Origin of the sequence: Coprobacter fastidiosus (assembly GCF_030296935.1) — a bacterium.
GTDB classification, from domain to species: Bacteria; Bacteroidota; Bacteroidia; order Bacteroidales; family Coprobacteraceae; genus Coprobacter; species Coprobacter fastidiosus.
Genome location: NZ_AP028032.1, coordinates 835,621 through 853,613 on the forward strand (window position 1 = coordinate 835,621; position 17,993 = coordinate 853,613).

The following is a 17,993-nucleotide window of genomic DNA, read 5'->3' on the forward strand; positions in this document are numbered from 1 at the left end:
ATGGTTTTTAAAAATAAGTACTTTCAAACGACAATGGCCGGAAGACTCTGATTGCAGACTCTCCGGCCATTATGACTTTTTTCTAATTTTGTTTAGTTTCCCATTTCGGAAAGGAATTTAATTCGTACCAGACGTATCTCTTCTTCTGTATAATCACGACCCAATTCTTCTATTGCCGCTTCGAGATCATCGCTGTCCGCTTCTTTGAAATATTCAAATATGTCATAAATATGGTCATCATCCATTACTTCTTGCAAGAAATAGTCGATATTGATTTTTGTTCCAGAATACACTATTGCTTCTACTTCGTCAAGAAGATCGGTAAATTCAAGACCTTTCGACTCTGCCAATTCATCAAGTGCGATCTTACGGTCGATACCTTGAATAATAGAAACCTTCATTTTCGATTTATTGGCAACCGTTCTCACACGCAAATCTTCAGGACGTTCTATTTCGTTTTCGTCACAATGCGTCTTTATAACTTTAATAAATTCTTCACCGTAACGTTTGGCTTTTCCAGCCCCGACTCCCGGTATATTCTGCAATTCTTCAATAGTTACGGGATAAGTCGTCGCCATAGCTTCGAGCGAAGGATCCTGAAATATAACATAAGGAGGCAACTCCAATTTCTTGGCTATTTTCTTACGCAAATCTTTTAAGATAGCATATAAAGTAGGATCTACGGCACAGGTAGCTCCTCCCTTCATCGGAACTTCTTCCTCAACATCATCAAAATCGTTATCCTCCACAATCTTGAATGATACCGGCTTTTTGAGAAATGCATGTCCGGCTTTCGTAACTTTCAGCAGCCCGTAATTTTCAATATCCTTATCCAAATATCCGGCTATCAATGCCTGTCGTATTACTGCACTCCACGTTTTTTCCTCTTCACCTTGACCGCATCCGAACACCTCAAGATCTTCTTGATGATATGAAAGGACTTCGGTCGTTTCTTTTCCCAATAATACATCGATCACATGATCGGCTTTAAATTTTTCTTTCAGAGCTATTACAGTTTCCAGAACTGCACAAAGTAAATCTTGAGCTTCCACTTGTTTCTTAGGGTTTAAACAATTGTCACAATTTCCACAATTTTCTTCTCCGTATTCTTCCCCGAAATAATGCAACAACAATTTTCTTCGGCACACCGATGATTCAGCATAAGCTGCTGTTTCGAGCAATAACTGCTTCCCGATTTCCTGTTCAGCAATAGGTTTTCCCTGCATAAATTTCTCCAATTTCTGCAGATCTTTGTTCATATAAAACGTTATACACTGACCTTCGCCGCCATCTCGTCCGGCACGTCCGGTTTCCTGATAATATCCCTCAAGGCTTTTCGGAATATCATAATGGATAACGAAACGAACATCGGGTTTATCAATTCCCATACCGAATGCGATAGTAGCTACTATTACATCCACCTTCTCAAGCAAAAAAGCGTCTTGGTTCTGAGTCCGAGTAGTAGAGTCCATACCGGCATGGTACGGAAGTGCATTTATACCGTTAACTTTCAATGTTTCGGCAAGTTCTTCGACTTTTTTCCGGCTCAGACAATAAATAATTCCCGACTTACCTGATTGGGATTTGATATATTTGATAATGTCTCGATCAATGTTTTGCGTTTTGGGACGCACTTCATAATAAAGATTAGGACGATTAAAGGAAGATTTAAAGACCTCCGCATCAATCATCCCAAGATTTTTTTGAATATCGTGTTGTACCTTAGGCGTTGCTGTTGCTGTAAGAGCAATCAACGGATGAGAACCTATTTCATTAATTATAGGACGTATGCGCCGGTACTCAGGTCTGAAGTCATGTCCCCATTCCGAAATACAATGCGCCTCATCCACAGCATAAAATGATATTTTTACTTGTTTAAGAAATTCTATATTTTCTTCTTTGGTAAGAGATTCGGGAGCTACATACAATAACTTGGTACGTCCCGCCATAATGTCATCTTTTACCTGATCTATTGCAGCTTTATTCAAAGACGAGTTTATAAAATGCGCCACACCATCTTCCTCACTGAAATTACGCATTGCATCCACCTGATTTTTCATCAAGGCGATAAGGGGTGATATGACAATAGCTGTGCCATCGAGCAATAACGAGGGCAACTGATAACATAAAGACTTACCTCCGCCCGTAGGCATCAGCACAAATGTGTCTTTACCATCAAGCAAATTCCGAATTATCGCCTCTTGATTTCCTTTAAAGGTATCAAATCCGAAATTCTTCTTCAACTCTTCTATCAAATTTGTTCTTGTTGCCATATAATGTAATGATTAACAGTCAGAAGACGATCATAATTTTCTCATTAGGAGAAACCTCGTAAACAAATTTATAAACAAGTCTGCAAAATAACCAATTTATTTGAATCTTTTTTAATGCAAAGCATGCATATTCGCCTTTTTCAACTTTTCCTCTGCATACTTTCGGGTAATATGCAACGTTTTTTCATCGGACGAAGGCATATCAAACATTGCATCCATCATAATCGTTTCCGCAATAGAGCGCAATCCTCTAGCACCCAATTTAAATTCGATCGCTTTTTCCACAATATAATCAAGGACATCGTCATCAAATGTCAATGTCACATCATCCATTTCAAATAAACGGACATATTGTTTAATAATAGAATTCTTCGGTTCGGTAAGTATTCTACGTAAAGCATTTTTATCCAACGGGTCTAAATAAGTAAGTAACGGTAACCGACCTATAATTTCCGGAATAAGACCGAACGCCTTTAGATCCTGAGGAGATATATACTGCAACATATTATTGCGATCTATCTCCTGACGTTTCTTATCAGCTCCGTATCCCACTACTTGCGTATTGAGCCGAAGTGCGATTTTTTTCTCTATACCATCAAACGCTCCACCGCAAATATACAAGATATTTTTAGTATTTACGGCAATCATTTTTTGGTCGGGATGTTTCCGTCCACCTTGAGGCGGAACATTAACGACCGATCCTTCGAGAAGTTTAAGCAACCCCTGCTGCACACCTTCCCCACTAACATCTCTCGTAATAGAAGGGTTATCTCCTTTACGGGCAATTTTATCGATTTCGTCAATAAATACAATCCCTCGTTCTGCTGCTTCAACGTTATAATCGGCGACTTGTAATAAACGAGTCAATATACTTTCGATATCCTCTCCTACATAACCGGCTTCTGTTAAAACTGTGGCATCGACAATCGTAAACGGAACATTCAACATGCGAGCTATCGTTTTTGCCAAAAGAGTTTTTCCCGTACCGGTATGCCCTACCATAATGATATTCGATTTCTCAATCTCAACATCATCTTTTTTCGAATCGGCATTCTGCAACAATCGTTTATAATGATTGAATACCGCAACAGACAAATAGCGTTTTGCCGCATCCTGTCCGATAACATATTGATCTAAAAACTTCTTGATCTCCTGAGGGCGGGGCAGATCTTCTTTAGTAAAGCCTAATCCTGAATTAACAGTCTTATTCTTTTTGAGAATTTCTTCTATCATCTCATGCGCTCGCTCGACACAATCATTGCAGATAAAACCTGTAGCTCCCGTAAGCAACATCTCAACTTCTCTTTCGGAGCGGCCACAAAAACTACATTTGTTTATTTGTTTTGTCATTTCCTATTTTCTTGTTCTTTTTCTTCACATTATTTCGCTTTAGTAAGCACATCATCGATCATTCCATATTCTTTCGCTTCTGCTGCAGTCATCCAATAATCCCGGTCAGAATCTTTTTCTACTCTTTCATAAGTATTTCCCGAATGATCAGCAATAATCGTATAAAGTTCTTTCTTAAGCTTCTGTATCTCCCGAGCAGTAATTTCTATATCCGAAGCCTGTCCCTGTGCACCGCCCATAGGTTGGTGAATCATCACTCTCGAGTGTTGCAATGCAAAACGTTTTCCTCTTGTTCCGGCCACAAGTAACACCGCCCCCATAGATGCAGCCATACCTGTGCAAATAGTAGAAACATCGCTTGCAATATATTGCATCGTATCATATATTCCCAAACCCGCATACACACTCCCTCCCGGTGTATTTAAATATATAGAAATATCTTTACCCGGATCTGCAGAATCAAGATAAAGCAATTGAGCTTGAATCACATTAGCAGTATAATCATCGACTTGAGTGCCTAAAAAGATGATCCTGTCCATCATCAAACGAGAAAATACGTCCATTTGAGCAACATTCAGCTGGCGTTCTTCTATAATTGTCGGAGAAATATAACTACTGGTTATATCTATATATTTATCTAACGCGAGCCCGTTCATCCCCAAATGTTTTGTGGCATAATTTTTAAAATCGTTTGTCATACGTTTTCCTTCTTGATTAATTTATAGTTTTCAAACAAAGGTATAAATAAAATCATGTATTCCGCAAATTTATTTTATCCGGAATAACATTAAAAAAGGCCATAATCTTTAATATTGTTTAAAACACAGTCATACCAACATAAAAGAAACCCGCCACGTCTGATGGCGGGCGGGTTCTCATCTTATTTTGTTCAACTTATTTTGTTTCGAACATTTTATAGAATTCATCAGCAGAAACAGCGATTTCATTCAAGGTTACAGCACCTTTAATAGTCGCAATGATTTTCTCTTCTGTTGCACGCTCTGCAATGTTACTAACCATCTTTTTATCTTTCAGCATATCGGTCGCATATTTGTCGAGCAAATCTTCAGGTACATTCATCATTCCGTACTGAGCAAATTGCGCGCGAGTAACTTTACGTGCCATATCTAAAATGTCGGCATCCTCAACTTTTATATTGAAATCTTTAACAATTTGTTCTTTAATCAACTGCCACTTCAAATCCGGAACCATTTTAGGATATTCTTCTTCTACCGATTCGGCAGTACGTTTCTCTCCGGTAGTCACCAACCAACGCTTTAACAAAGCATCCGGCAACTGTATATCTCCAACCTTATTCTCTAAAACTTTACGTGCATCAAGACCGAATTTATAATCACTCTCCGGCTTCATTTGATTTTCAATCATCTCACGCACCTTCGCTTTATATTCCTCTTCTGTCTTTACGACATCTTTACCAAATGCATTATCAAAAAGCTCCTGCCCCATTTCAGCCGGTTTAAATCCGAGAATACTAGTAACTTCTACTTCAAAATCAGATTTCATATTTGCAGCTTCTTCTTTTTTGATATGAAGCATCGAAGCTAATTCCACCTCATTATTATCACATGATTTTGCTGGGTTGAAGATGACTTTTTGACCTACTTTTACACCGGCAAACTTTGATTTCTCATCTTCATTTTTGAAGTAATTAGGCGAAATAATTCCCGATTCTACAACGATTCCTCCGTCTTTGACATTTCCGGCTTCATCCAACTCTATAAATTTCCCGCGAATCATATCCTTTTCTCCTGCAACTTCCACAGGTTCTTGTGTACCGAAACGGTTTGCTAATGCCTCACACTGTTTTTCGACCATCGTATCGTCAACCGTTACATTATAATAGTCTACACAATCCTCTTTAGACAAATTCACAGAAATTTCAGGAGCTAAAGCCACATCAAACGAAACTGTAAAATCTTCTTGCCCATCAAAATTAATTTCCGGCTGATCTGCAACCGGCATAGGTTCACCCAAAACATTGAGTTTATTCTCACGAATATAGTTAAATAACGATTCAGAAACGAGTTTATTGAATTCTTCAGCCAATACCGATTTTCCAAACATTTTCTGTATCATCCCCATTGGAACCATACCTCTACGAAATCCCGGAATATTTGCTTTCTGACGATAAGCGCGTAAAGCTTTGTCAACTTTTTCTTGATAATCAGCTTTTGTAATCTCAATTTTGATTACAGCAGATACTTTGTCAATGTTTTGTTGTGAAACGTTCATTCCTAACGAATTATTATTATTAAAATTTACTTTTTAATCTTGCCATACCGCTAAAACGTGCGATACTTTACACTGTTATCAAATAATATCGTGTACATTTTGGCAGCGCAAAAGTAACTGTATTCTTCCGATAATCAAACTTCTTTTACAATTTTGTAACAAAAAGTTTTCAGTAAAAGCATAATTCACAGATAAAATGAAGTATTTCAAAAAATTAAAGACGAATCGCTTGCATATCCGAAATTTATATTTTCCTTTGTAATCGAATAAGAGTTGGTTTGCACTATTTAGTGAATCGCTCATGTAACTTATTGCATGACTACAAGCTTTATTTTCCAGACCCGCAACTGTTCAAGTTTTTTCACTAATTTATTTTTTTATTTTTATGAACATTTACATTGGAAACCTTAACTATCGTGTTAAGGAAGCAGACTTGCAACAAGTGATTGAAGAATACGGTGCTGTCGAATCCGTAAAAATTATCAAAGACCGCGAAACCGGTAAATCAAAAGGTTTTGCTTTTATTGAAATGAACAACGACGCCCAAGCGAAACAAGCTATCGAAGAATTGAACGGTTCTGAATTCGAAGGCCGTACTATGATCGTAAAAGAAGCTCGTCCAAGATCTTAAAAAAACTTCATTCACTTGTGAGTCCTTAGTTTACGCAAGTCTGAGTTTTTTATATCGACGACTTACTATAACTGCTATAAAAAAAGACCTGGTTTCGCTTGATTCAGGTCTTTTTTATATTTTTCAATCCGCTGAAATTCAAAAAAAATAAATCAGAAAAACTGTAAAAAATATTGATATAATATTTTTCCTGAAAATAAAGAATGAAGAATTTCCCAATAATAAATAAAAGTTATCAGTATAGTTTTCATTATTCTTCAAAATCTTTATCTTAGCATTCTATAAAAGGTTCTGATAATATTTAACATTTAAGAGTCCGTCTAAAGATATAACAAAAAGTTATTCAAGATAAACAGATGTATATCTGTTATTTCAATAAAATTTCATTCATTTGCACATGTCTAACCAATCAAAAATCGAAGAAAGAAATGAAATTAAATGAAAAGAAAGGCAGGTATGTTGCATGGAATTTTATTGATCGCACTCTTTTCGTGCGCTGCATTCTATATAGGAGATATGCCGTTTATCCAAAAACTTTCACTCAGCCCGCTAATTATAGGTATTATCTTAGGTATGCTTTATGCCAACAGTTTACGCAATCAGCTACCCGAGACATGGGTTCCCGGTATTTTATTCTGCTCTAAACAACTTCTCAGATTGGGTATCATTCTATACGGTTTCAGACTCACATTTCAAAATATCATCGAAGTAGGACTTCCGGCAATTATCATTGACGCAATTATCGTTACCGTAACTATTTATGGAGGTATTTACGTCGGAAAATTTCTAAAAATAGATAGAGGTATAGCTCTTTTAACATCAGTCGGTAGTGGAATATGCGGGGCAGCCGCGGTATTAGGAGCAGAAGCTACCCTAAAAAGTAAACCATATAAAACTGCTGTTGCTGTTTCTACGGTCGTCATCTTCGGGACTATATCGATGTTTCTGTATCCGGCATTGTATAATCATGGAATTATAGATCTTACACCTGAACAAATGGGAATTTATACGGGTTCAACTTTACATGAAGTCGCTCATGTAGCCGGAGCTGGAAATTCGATGGGAAAAGAAATTTCTGATTCTGCCATTATCGTCAAGATGATACGTGTCATCATGCTCGTTCCGGTTTTACTGTTTATAAGTTATTCAATGTCAAGAGCAATTGCAAAAATCAGGAGACGTGTCGGGATAGACTCACACAACCCAAACCGATCATCCAAAGTTGCTGTTCCATGGTTCGCCTTCGGATTTTTAGCCGTTATAGGTTTCAATTCGTTGAATTTACTACCCGAACCATTTATCGATTTCATTAATAGATTAGATACCTTTTTGTTAACTATGGCAATGACTGCTCTCGGGGCAGAAACCAGTATAGAAAAATTCAAAAAAGCCGGATTAAAGCCTTTTATATTAGCTGCAATATTGTTTTTATGGTTATTAGGAGGAGGTTACCTACTCACTAAATACTTAACACCTTATTTAATGTAATACTCAATATTATGTCCGATATGTATGACTTCCGATTGAAAGTATTCCAACGTGTCGCATGGAATCTCAGTTTTACCAAAGCTGCCCAAGAACTACAAATTTCACAACCTGCTGTAACCAAACATATCCGCGAGTTAGAGTCAATCTATAACACACGGTTGTTTGATCGTGTCGGAAACAAAATCGCACTAACGGCAGCCGGAATTATTTTACTAAAACATTGTGATACCATTCTATCTGAATACAGTAAGCTAAATTATAAAATGCATCAACTAAATAATAAAGAGGTGGGACAAATACATATCGGAGCAAGCCTAACGATCGCACAATATATTCTTCCAGTATTTTTAGCTCAATTTTGTCAAGAATATCCAGATATATCTCTCGATCTACAGATGCATAATACTCTTGAAATAGAAAATATGCTACATGCACAAAAGATTGACATTGGACTGATTGAAGGACCTTCGAGAAAGCCTTATTTAAAATATTCTCCATTTCTGAAAGACGAAATAGTTGCGATCGTAAGAAACACAGCCCGTTGGGGAGACAGCCCGTTTCCTCTTTCTAAAATCAAAGAACTACCACTAATACTTAGAGAGCATACATCTGGCACAACACAATTTATAGAAGAAAATTTACAAAAATACGGTATAAAATATTCTTCACTCAACGTACTTATGCATATGGGGTCGACAGAAGGAATAAAATCATTTTTAAGACATTCGGATTGTGTCGGATTACTCTCTATTTATTCGGTCAGTAAAGAACTGATGAACGGAGAATTCAGAATCATCGATTTTCAAGATTTCACAATCGAAAGAGAGTTCTGTTTTGTTCAAAATCAAGGCGATAACTCTGAGATAAATCAGTTATTTATCAATTTTATCAATAAAAAATCTTCAGAGCAATACGGCCATAGTTACATAGGTAAATAAATCGGACCTTTTTTAATTCTATATAAAATAGGCTTCAGCCTGTCAACCTTTTCTAAAAAGAAATTGTTATCAAACTATCTTTAACCGCTATAGTAAAATTGATAACAATGAAAAAATTAATCTCCAGATTCTCGAAATATGATGAATGGGGATACCGAAATCCTCAATTCGACAAATTAAAAAAGGTAGCAGGTACTATTATAATGACTATTATTGGTATCACATTTATTACCTTAATCATATTAGAAGAGAGTTTGTAATAGATTGAAATAAAAAGGATGTAATACCGGTATTACATCCTTTTTTATCGATATTTTCAAACAAAATTACTTACTCACAGGTTTACCCGAACTAAAATCTATTCCTTCTGGAGCAGATTCATAAACTTTGACAGCATCTCCCTTTTTTACAGATATTGAAGACCCGTTAATAAAAGAAATGTTTGAAACATAATTTATTTCCATACCTTTTGTTGCCCTAATTTTTACATTGTCGAATACAACGTTTCGAATAGGAAGTTCCGGCACTCCCCATATAATACCGGCATATTCACAATCATAAATTTCTATATTACGTAAAAAAATATTATTCCATGAAGGTGTTGTGACAGTGACCTCTTCAGCCGAATCTTCTGTAACATCTTTCGGAGTCTTCGGATAATAACTCGTAATAAATATAGGTTTTCTTACATTATCAATAGTAATATTCGAGTATATAATATTTTTCTCTCCTCCCCCTCTCGAGCGATTGCTTTTCATCCGAATAGCTGATTCGGTATTTTTAAAAGAACAACTATCTACCAGAACATTTTCGATACCGGCAGTATAGCTTCCGATAGAGCATCCGTGTCCATTTCCAAAATTACATTTCCGAATTGTTATATTCTTTGTTCCTGAATCCATTGCAATATTATCATCTCCACAAGCGATATTACAATTATAAATCAAAACGTTCGGAGCCCAAACATCAATTCCATCACTGTTCGGAGCTTCATCCGGAGCTTCAATCGTAATGTCCCTCACCGTTATATCCGAACTTCCTCGTCCTAACGTTATGTGTACATTCGGTGCATTCTGCAACCGGATACCGCATATTTCTATATTTCTACAATTATCGAAACGAATCAGGCAACCTCTTTTTATAGATCTGTTTGCCCTAAAAGCCGTCCACCATGCACTTCCGTCTCCTTCGATCACACCTTTCCCACTCACCTTAATATTCTGAACTCGTTTACCCGAAATAAGATGGGCATAACGATCCGGCTTACCATTATTCGGATAACTCCCTTCAACAATGCCGTTTCCTTTCCCATAAGGAAGAGCTTTTAAAATACATCCGTCATCCAAAACAAGATTTATATTGCTTTTCATTACAATAGGGCCACACATAAACGTTCCTGCCGGAATAATTACCGATCCCCCTCCGGCAGCACTACACTCATCTATTGTCTTCTGAATTGCAACAGTATTATCAAGAGCTGATGCCGATGCTCCATAATCGGTCACTGAAAACCGAGTTTCCGGAATCTCTGGTTTCAAAATTGTTTGTGCCGATACTATACCTGATAGTATCAATGAACAAATGAGAAAAACATTTTTTTTCATATATAATTAAGATTTATCGAATATAATTCTTAGAGCTTGTCGTAAATTTTATAGAAATATTTTTGAAGTAAAAATACAGGTAACTCTAAGTTTTTACAATAGACAAATCTTCTTATCGGAGCTTTTCAACAATTATTCCACTCTTTTCGTCAAAAAAGAGACATCTCGGGTAAAAACTCCGGGTATTCTGATTATTAATCAGTGCTACAAATTTTCTACAGAAAACAAAAATGATTTTACAACGAACGATTGTCGAGCTTATTTTATTCTTTCCCCGATTCTTTTTTATACAGATATGGATATAAAAGAAATGGTTGTCATCCCGACAACCAATCTTCGTTAACCTTAAATCTAAATACCATGAAAAACACAGTGCAAATGTATATACAATATGTTATATAACATAATTTTCCGACACAAAAATCAATCAAATTAACATTAATTATATTTTAACTCAAAAAGCTCATTCAAATTTTATAAAAAATCACGAAGCATTTGTACTCCAGCCCCAAATAAAAAGCCAAATATTTTCTTCCAATTCCAACAAAATAACAATTATGAAACAATCAAATATCCTTGATACAAATTTGAAATAACTGTTATTCTTTATAACATTATCATATATTTGTAATATATTTGTCACATTGTAAAGTTTCCTTTGTAAAAATTTTCAATATATACATCTGTTTATTTAAATAATAATGAAACAAGCTATAATACTATTTTTCGTACTTTTAATACCCTTTAGAGGAACGGGACAAAACGAAGCGAACGAAGACGGCGTAAAGCTCGAAAAAAAGAAAATGGAAAAAACAGATTATATTCCCGAAATTCATGGAACGATTCGTGCAAAATATGAATATCAACCGGAAATCAATGCAAGTCGTTTCGAAGTAAGAAATGCCCGGTTCAGCTTGACCGGAAATGTTCACCCATCTGTCGCTTACAAAGCAGAAATAGATTTATCGGATGAAGGTAGTATCAAAATGCTGGATGCTTATACCCGACTATTTCCTATTAAAAGCCTCAACTTCACAATCGGACAAATGCGAGTACCTTTCACAATTGATGCACATCGTTCTCCCCATCAACAATATTTTGCCAACCGGTCTTTTATTGCCAAACAGGTAGGAAACGTCAGAGACGTAGGTGCAACGGTATGCTATCAATTAAAAGAAGTTTTCCCGTTCATCATTGAAGCCGGAATTTTTAATGGAACAGGGTTAACTAACCAGAAAGAATGGCGCAAAGAAATGAACTATTCTGTCAAAGCTCAACTCCTTTTTATAAAAGGACTAAATATCGAATTCAGTACACAAACCATCAAACCGGAGTCGATCCGTATTCATATGTATGATGGCGGTCTTTCATACCGATATAAAAGATTCTTGATTGAGGGTGAATATTTATATAAACAATATGAGCAAAATGCTTTTAAGGATGTTCATGCCATGAATAGTTTCATGAGTTATGAATTACCCTTGCCCCGAATTTTTAAAAGTATGTCTTTCCTCGCCCGCTATGATTTTATGACCGACCACAGCGACGGATATGCCGACGAAGAAACCGGTAAACTAAAAATAAACGATTATAAAAGACAACGAGTAACGGGTGGACTTACATTCAGCATCGGCAAACCGTTCGTTGCAGATATTCGACTAAATTATGAAAAATATTTTTATTCAGCGTCCGGAATACCTAAAGAATCGGAACAAGATAAAATTGTTCTTGAAGTCATGACTCGGTTTTAATTTTCAAAACTCAAAAAAATTTCATATCATCTCAAGTAAAGTAATTGGGTCAAATCTTCTTTGTGTTTTCATTCGTCAAATAGGACTCTTCCTCGTAAAAACAAAAAATTAAAAGAAATTATCAGGCCAGAACCCAAACAAAATTGAAACAGAGTCTAAATTCCAAATAAAAATGGAAGCGGCAATGAGTTCTTAAATTGTCCTGCAGCATTTCCTGCATAAATTTCTCCATTAGTAAGCCAAAGTTTTTTTATCGGTGCACCCACATTAAAATCAAGATCTTTAAAATCGACCCAAAATACATCGGGATTAAGTGTCGACTCGAAATAATAAACTTTATTTTTTTGATCTGAGACCGTGCGCCAACGGGTAGATGCAATATTCGGCTGATCGGGAACAGATATTCCTAAAGGCACGGATACATTACGCATAACACTAAATACTCCGGGAACAGCTAATTTAAAATCTGAAGTTTTAGGAATAACATTAATATAGAATGAAGCTCTGACAAATCGGTCGGAAGCTCGATTCGTTCCCGGCAACATTACCATCCCACCTATCTGTTTCCAATAATCATTCAGTGTCATCTGTTTATCATAAGTAGGAGAATTAGTCATCACTTGACAATCTTTCCCTTCATGAACAATCAGCCGTCCCTGTATATATTCAAAGATCGCACTATTTCCTGTAGCGTCAGATACGGATAAATGCAACGTAGATTTTGCACCGTTCGGCAAATCGGGAGCATCGATTCTGAAAGTATCATCTTTTAGTCCGGCAACAGCCTCTTCGACCGTAGCAAAATTATCCAATACATATTGTGTCCAAATGCTGATTCCCATTACCGGACGATTATCATCCGGCCTATAATAAGATGATTCTGTCAAAAAAAGCAGATTGGCAACCAAACCTTTTTCATTCATCCCGTCACATATTCCTATATCATACCCCGCAGTAGATACACTCCCATACTTCGATGTCCAAGTTACGGTATTTTTATTTCCGGGAAGAGCCGCCCGCTTTTGCAATCCTCTCGGAAAAAGATAAATATTCGACTGAGGATCTTCTTTCCAATCCATCGTTCTTCCGGTAACAACCATTCCTCCCTCGCCTAAATAGACAGCTCTGGTACAAGCCTTTATCGAAACGATATATGCAAAAGAAAACAATGTCAATAACGCGATCATGCAAAAAATAGTTCGTAATTTCATACTTATTTGTTTAAATAAAACATTAGAATCTATTAAAAGTCTGTCTAAATTTTACAATACAGAAATCATATCTTTAGGCAGACCTTAAATTATAACAATCCGATGAAAACGATTGTTCTAAAATTTTCCGTTAAATTAGAATCATAAAAGAGGTCTCGAGTCTCTCGGTTTTTATAAATTTTGTTTTGCAACCCTTACAATAAATAGTTATCTTCGCCACACTAAAATCTCGATTACATGATAGACCAAGCAACCGTCGATAAAATAATAGACAGCGCAAATATTCTGGAAGTTGTTTCCGACTTTGTCACATTGCGTAAACGCGGCGTCAATTATGTCGGGTTATGTCCGTTTCATGATGAGAAAACTCCATCTTTCAGTGTGTCTCCTTCTAAAGGCATCTGCAAATGTTTCAGTTGCGGAAAGGGAGGTAGTGCCGTGCATTTCATCATGGAACATGAACAACTTTCCTACTATGAAGCCCTGAAATATCTGGCAAAAAAATATAACATTGAAATAGAAGAACGAGAACTCAGCGATGAAGAGAAACAGATAAAAAGCGACCGGGAAAGCATGCTCATCGTTAATTCTTTTGCTCAAGAATATTTCAGTAATATATTATTTCAACATTCCGAAGGTCGTTCGGTCGGACTCGCCTATTTTCATGAACGAGGATTTAGAGACGACATTATTCACAAATTCGCATTGGGTTACTCCCTCGAACAACGAGATGCACTTGCTATTGAAGCAAAAAAAAGAGGGTATAAAGAAGAGTATTTATTGAAAACCGGGCTTTGTCTGGAGGGTCAAAACGGTTACATAAGCGATCGTTTCCGAGGCAGAGTAATTTTTCCGGTATTTAGTCTATCCGGAAAGGTCCTTGCTTTCGGAGGACGAGTGTTAAGGAAAAGCGATAAATTAGCCAAATATGTCAACTCTCCGGAATCGGAAGTTTACCATAAAAGCAATGTGCTTTACGGCATCTATCAAGCAAAACAGTCTATCGTAAAAAATGACAACTGTTTTTTAGTAGAAGGTTATACCGATGTTTTATCGATGCATCAGGCCGGAGTAGAAAATGTAGTGGCTTCTTCAGGAACATCTCTTACTCCGGGCCAGATCAGACTGATTCACCGTTTCACAAATAATATTACGGTTATCTATGATGGTGATGCTGCTGGGATAAAAGCCTCTTTAAGGGGAATAGACCTCATCTTGAAAGAGGGGATGAACATTAAAGTCGTACTTCTTCCCGATGGAGATGATCCTGATTCCTTTGCCAAAAAGCAAAGTGCCTCATCTTTTACGGAATATATAAAAAATCATGAAGTCGATTTTATACGTTTTAAGACCAACTTATTATTAGACAGTGCAGGAAACGACCCCATTAAACGGGCAGAATTAATATCGGACATCGTACAAAGCATTGCTATTATCCCCGATACTATCGTACGCTCGGTATATACCAAAGAATGCAGTCGCCTCATGGAGATCAGCGAAGAGGTATTGCTCCGTGAAATCAATAAAATAAAACTGAGCCAACTGCAAAACGGAACTCCTCCTAACAAAAAAACGCTATCGGAGACTTCTGCCGACAAGCAAAATTCCCAAGAAGAAGGTACACAGAATGACGATACAGAAACATTAATGGAAACGCAGGGTGTTCCTCAAGGAGTTTTACAAGAGAAAAGAGTTCCATCTCCTCTCGATCCATTTGAAAAGACTTTGGTGAGATACATGATACGATACGGATTTCACGACTTATTTTCCGAAATAAATGAAGAGACTGGAGAAACGGAAACGTGGAAAGTAATCCCCTATATACTCACCGATTTACGAAATGATGAAATCGAATTCCAACATCCGTTATATAAAAAAGTAATAGCCGAAATTAATCATATATTCGATCAAGAAGGAGAACATTTGACTCGTTATTTTTTAGCTCACCCCGATGAAGAAATCAGTCGTCTGGCCGTTGATCTGGTAAGTGAAAAGTATCAATTGAGTAAAATACACACAAAATTCCAGACGATAGAAAGCGAAGAAGAAAAGTTAGCAGACCTGATTCCTCGTGCATTATTCGAACTAAAGGATGCTATTACATCCTTGAATATAAAACATATACGAGAAGAAATTAAAAAAACGGCCAAAGAAAAAAATCCGGAACGAACAACTCAACTCATGTCTGAACTGAATGGATTGTATGCATTGAAAGCAGCTTTGGCAAAACAATTAGGCGAGCGGATCGTCAGTCCTAAATAAAATAGACAATGTATCTTATAGACGCTCTCGACATCATCAAAGAATACGAGGGGCACAGGGCTCTGAACGGTGTTTCCGTGCAAATACCGGAAAACTGTATATATGGAATTCTCGGCCCTAATGGTGCAGGGAAAACCACTTTCATCCGAATCATCAACCATATTACAGTCCCTGATAGCGGAAGTGTATTATTCGACAACCATCTTCTAAACGCCGAAGATGTAAAACACATAGGTTACCTGCCTGAAGAACGAGGATTATATAAAAAAATGAAAGTTGGAGAACATATTGTCTATTTAGCTCAGTTAAAAGGTGTCTCCCGCAATGAAGCTAAAAGACGAATGAAAAAATGGATCACTCGATTTGAAATAGACCGTTGGGAAAAATACCGAATTGAAGAACTTTCGAAAGGGATGCAGCAAAAGATACAGTTTATAACAACGGTAATTCATGAACCCCGTTTATTGATATTCGACGAACCTTTCAGCGGATTTGACCCGATAAATACGGAGTTACTGAAACGTGAAATCCTCGAACTGAAAAAAGGGGGAGCAACAATTATCTTTTCTACCCACAACATGAGTTCGGTCGAAGAGTTATGTGATGAAATAACACTCATAAATCGCTCTCAAGTCGTATTGCAAGGAGAAGTACTCAAAATCCGGGAACAATATAAAAAAGATCTTTTCAGAATAAAGATTTCTTCCGGCAAGTTTCCCAGTTCTGACAACCATTATATAGTGATTTCTGAGAAAGAGGCTTTTAACGGGACTGAAATATTACTCAAAAAAACAGATGATATTCCGATAAATGATTTGATAGTTCAACTTGCCGAAAGGTTTTCGTTAACTGCATTTAAAGAGATACTGCCCTCTATGAACGAAATATTTATCGAAACGGTCGAAAGAGAAAAAACGCTCTAAAATCTAAACGGTATGAACAAAATGCATCTGATTATACGTCAAGAATATCTAAACCGGGTAAGAAAACGGTCATTTATTGCAATGACTTTATTAATGCCTTTTTTATTTGTCGCATTAATGTCATTTCCCCATTGGATGTCAAAAATAAACGATACCGAAACTCATGATATAATCGTATTGGATTACACCGGATCATATAAAAACTTGTTTACCGATACTTCCCAATATCGATTCTATTATCGAATGACCGGTGACCCAGCGGACAATGCTGAAAAAGTATATGCCTACATAATCATTTCGGAAAACCTGCTGCAAAATCCCCAAGCCATAGCTATCTATTCAGAAAAGCAGATCAGTCAAAACTTTAAAGAATATATTACGCTGCAAGCCGAACGTTATCTCGAAAACGAAAAATTGGCATCTTGTCAAATTCAGAATATTCAGAAAATAATTGCCGATTTACAAGTTAAACTCGACATACCGGAAATCCGATTCGGAGAAGACGGGACAAAGAGTCGTTCTTCCGCTGAAATATCATCTGTCATCGGAATAGCCAGCACGTTCATCATATACATGTTTTTGCTTCTTTACGGTGTACAAGTCATGCAAAGCGTAACCCAAGAAAAAAGCAATCGCATCGTCGAAGTTATGATCTCTTCTGTAAAACCTTTCGAACTGATGATGGGAAAAATCACAGCGATCGGATTGGCCGGCCTCACTCAATTCGCAATTTGGCTTATTCTATCTGTCATAATTCTATTTTCGACCACCTCCCAACTGTCTATTGGCGCAGCGACCGATAATATAGAATCTTTGAACCAAATGCAAAGTTATCCTTTCGCGGAACTTCTGATATGGTTTACTCTTTTCTTTAGCGGAGGATATATGCTATATGCTTCTTTGTTTGCAGCCATAGGTTCGGCAGTTGATAACGAAGCAGACACTCAACAATTTATGACACCAATTACAATAATTATATTATTTGCTCTTTATGCAGGAATATATAGTGCCCAAAATCCTGAAGGACCTTTAGCCTTCTGGTGCTCTATGATACCTTTTACCTCCCCCATCGTCATGATGGTGAGAATCCCTTTCGGCATACCTCTATGGGAAATAATAGTATCTTTTCTAATATTAGGTATTTCAGCATTATGTAGTATATGGATATCCGGCAGAATTTACCGAATAGGAATTCTCATGTACGGAAAAAAAACGAGTTATACAGAAATTATAAAATGGATAAAATATAAGGGATAAATCTCACGAAACAGCCCTTATCAGCCACGATATTTTATATTTTTAGCACATG

14 protein-coding genes are annotated in these 17,993 nt (G+C 36.7%); 8 read left to right on the forward strand and 6 right to left on the reverse strand.

Annotated features, from left to right (window positions below):
* Window positions 1-92: 92 nt before the first annotated feature.
* The 4 genes from recQ to tig all read right to left on the reverse strand — a co-directional run bounded on the left by recQ (window position 93) and on the right by tig (window position 5,876).
* Window positions 93-2,273 carry a DNA helicase RecQ gene (gene recQ, locus QUE35_RS03375; RefSeq protein WP_022601589.1) on the reverse strand — a complete coding sequence of 727 codons (2,181 nt, stop codon included), beginning with the start codon at window positions 2,271-2,273 and terminating at the stop codon, window positions 93-95.
* 111 nt (window positions 2,274-2,384) lie between these two features.
* A complete protein-coding gene (gene clpX / locus QUE35_RS03380) occupies window positions 2,385-3,623 on the reverse strand; it encodes an ATP-dependent Clp protease ATP-binding subunit ClpX (protein ID WP_009319408.1) in 1,239 nt (412 codons plus the stop codon).
* 29 nt (window positions 3,624-3,652) lie between these two features.
* Window positions 3,653-4,321, reverse strand: a complete 669-nt coding sequence (gene clpP, locus QUE35_RS03385; protein ID WP_009319407.1) for an ATP-dependent Clp endopeptidase proteolytic subunit ClpP — start codon at window positions 4,319-4,321, stop codon at window positions 3,653-3,655.
* 196 nt (window positions 4,322-4,517) lie between these two features.
* Complete coding sequence (tig, locus tag QUE35_RS03390) at window positions 4,518-5,876, reverse strand: trigger factor (RefSeq protein ID WP_009319406.1); 1,359 nt, start codon at window positions 5,874-5,876, stop codon at window positions 4,518-4,520.
* Between the two features lie 385 nt (window positions 5,877-6,261).
* Here tig and rbp point away from each other — a divergent pair, with 385 nt between their 5' ends.
* The 4 genes from rbp (at window position 6,262) to QUE35_RS03410 (ending at window position 9,193) form a co-directional block, all read left to right on the forward strand.
* The gene (gene rbp, locus QUE35_RS03395; RefSeq protein ID WP_009319405.1) at window positions 6,262-6,507 is read left to right on the forward strand and encodes an RNA-binding regulator; all 246 of its coding nucleotides are present in this window, start codon (window positions 6,262-6,264) and stop codon (window positions 6,505-6,507) included.
* 438 nt (window positions 6,508-6,945) lie between these two features.
* Window positions 6,946-7,995 carry a YeiH family protein gene (locus tag QUE35_RS03400; RefSeq protein ID WP_022601593.1) on the forward strand — a complete coding sequence of 350 codons (1,050 nt, stop codon included), beginning with the start codon at window positions 6,946-6,948 and terminating at the stop codon, window positions 7,993-7,995.
* 20 nt (window positions 7,996-8,015) lie between these two features.
* Window positions 8,016-8,933: a LysR substrate-binding domain-containing protein gene (locus QUE35_RS03405; RefSeq protein WP_031258695.1), complete on the forward strand. Its 918-nt coding sequence runs from the start codon at window positions 8,016-8,018 to the stop codon at window positions 8,931-8,933.
* Between the two features lie 107 nt (window positions 8,934-9,040).
* Window positions 9,041-9,193 carry a hypothetical protein gene (locus QUE35_RS03410; RefSeq protein WP_009319402.1) on the forward strand — a complete coding sequence of 51 codons (153 nt, stop codon included), beginning with the start codon at window positions 9,041-9,043 and terminating at the stop codon, window positions 9,191-9,193.
* Window positions 9,194-9,259: 66 nt separating this feature from the next.
* Here the strand turns inward: QUE35_RS03410 and QUE35_RS03415 are convergent, their stop codons facing one another.
* Window positions 9,260-10,537 (reverse strand): glycoside hydrolase family 28 protein, encoded by a 1,278-nt coding sequence (locus QUE35_RS03415; RefSeq protein ID WP_022601595.1) that lies wholly within the window; start codon window positions 10,535-10,537, stop codon window positions 9,260-9,262.
* 701 nt (window positions 10,538-11,238) lie between these two features.
* On the opposite strand from QUE35_RS03415, the gene QUE35_RS03420 reads away from it, so the two are divergent.
* A complete protein-coding gene (locus QUE35_RS03420) occupies window positions 11,239-12,288 on the forward strand; it encodes a porin (RefSeq protein ID WP_009319398.1) in 1,050 nt (349 codons plus the stop codon).
* A 155-nt stretch (window positions 12,289-12,443) separates the two neighbouring features.
* Here QUE35_RS03420 and QUE35_RS03425 read toward each other — a convergent pair whose 3' ends face one another.
* On the reverse strand, window positions 12,444-13,475 hold the full coding sequence (locus QUE35_RS03425) for a linear amide C-N hydrolase (protein WP_022601598.1): 1,032 nt from the start codon (window positions 13,473-13,475) through the stop codon (window positions 12,444-12,446).
* Between the two features lie 261 nt (window positions 13,476-13,736).
* Here QUE35_RS03425 and dnaG point away from each other — a divergent pair, with 261 nt between their 5' ends.
* The 3 genes from dnaG to QUE35_RS03440 are packed head-to-tail and all read left to right on the forward strand — an operon-like array spanning window position 13,737 to window position 17,941.
* Complete coding sequence (gene dnaG / locus QUE35_RS03430) at window positions 13,737-15,761, forward strand: DNA primase (protein WP_022601600.1); 2,025 nt, start codon at window positions 13,737-13,739, stop codon at window positions 15,759-15,761.
* Between the two features lie 8 nt (window positions 15,762-15,769).
* Window positions 15,770-16,684 carry an ABC transporter ATP-binding protein gene (locus tag QUE35_RS03435; RefSeq protein WP_022601602.1) on the forward strand — a complete coding sequence of 305 codons (915 nt, stop codon included), beginning with the start codon at window positions 15,770-15,772 and terminating at the stop codon, window positions 16,682-16,684.
* 12 nt (window positions 16,685-16,696) lie between these two features.
* Window positions 16,697-17,941 carry an ABC transporter permease gene (locus tag QUE35_RS03440; RefSeq protein ID WP_031258700.1) on the forward strand — a complete coding sequence of 415 codons (1,245 nt, stop codon included), beginning with the start codon at window positions 16,697-16,699 and terminating at the stop codon, window positions 17,939-17,941.
* The last annotated feature ends 52 nt before the right edge of the window (window positions 17,942-17,993 follow it).

Coding starts and splice junctions, on each gene's coding strand:
- recQ (WP_022601589.1), bottom strand. CDS start 2,273: ATGGCAACAAGAACAAATTTGATAGAAGAGTTGAAGAAGAATTTCGGA.
- clpX (WP_009319408.1), bottom strand. CDS start 3,623: ATGACAAAACAAATAAACAAATGTAGTTTTTGTGGCCGCTCCGAAAGA.
- clpP (WP_009319407.1), bottom strand. CDS start 4,321: ATGACAAACGATTTTAAAAATTATGCCACAAAACATTTGGGGATGAAC.
- tig (WP_009319406.1), bottom strand. CDS start 5,876: ATGAACGTTTCACAACAAAACATTGACAAAGTATCTGCTGTAATCAAA.
- rbp (WP_009319405.1), top strand. CDS start 6,262: ATGAACATTTACATTGGAAACCTTAACTATCGTGTTAAGGAAGCAGAC.
- QUE35_RS03400 (WP_022601593.1), top strand. CDS start 6,946: ATGAAAAGAAAGGCAGGTATGTTGCATGGAATTTTATTGATCGCACTC.
- QUE35_RS03405 (WP_031258695.1), top strand. CDS start 8,016: ATGTATGACTTCCGATTGAAAGTATTCCAACGTGTCGCATGGAATCTC.
- QUE35_RS03410 (WP_009319402.1), top strand. CDS start 9,041: ATGAAAAAATTAATCTCCAGATTCTCGAAATATGATGAATGGGGATAC.
- QUE35_RS03415 (WP_022601595.1), bottom strand. CDS start 10,537: ATGAAAAAAAATGTTTTTCTCATTTGTTCATTGATACTATCAGGTATA.
- QUE35_RS03420 (WP_009319398.1), top strand. CDS start 11,239: ATGAAACAAGCTATAATACTATTTTTCGTACTTTTAATACCCTTTAGA.
- QUE35_RS03425 (WP_022601598.1), bottom strand. CDS start 13,475: ATGATCGCGTTATTGACATTGTTTTCTTTTGCATATATCGTTTCGATA.
- dnaG (WP_022601600.1), top strand. CDS start 13,737: ATGATAGACCAAGCAACCGTCGATAAAATAATAGACAGCGCAAATATT.
- QUE35_RS03435 (WP_022601602.1), top strand. CDS start 15,770: ATGTATCTTATAGACGCTCTCGACATCATCAAAGAATACGAGGGGCAC.
- QUE35_RS03440 (WP_031258700.1), top strand. CDS start 16,697: ATGAACAAAATGCATCTGATTATACGTCAAGAATATCTAAACCGGGTA.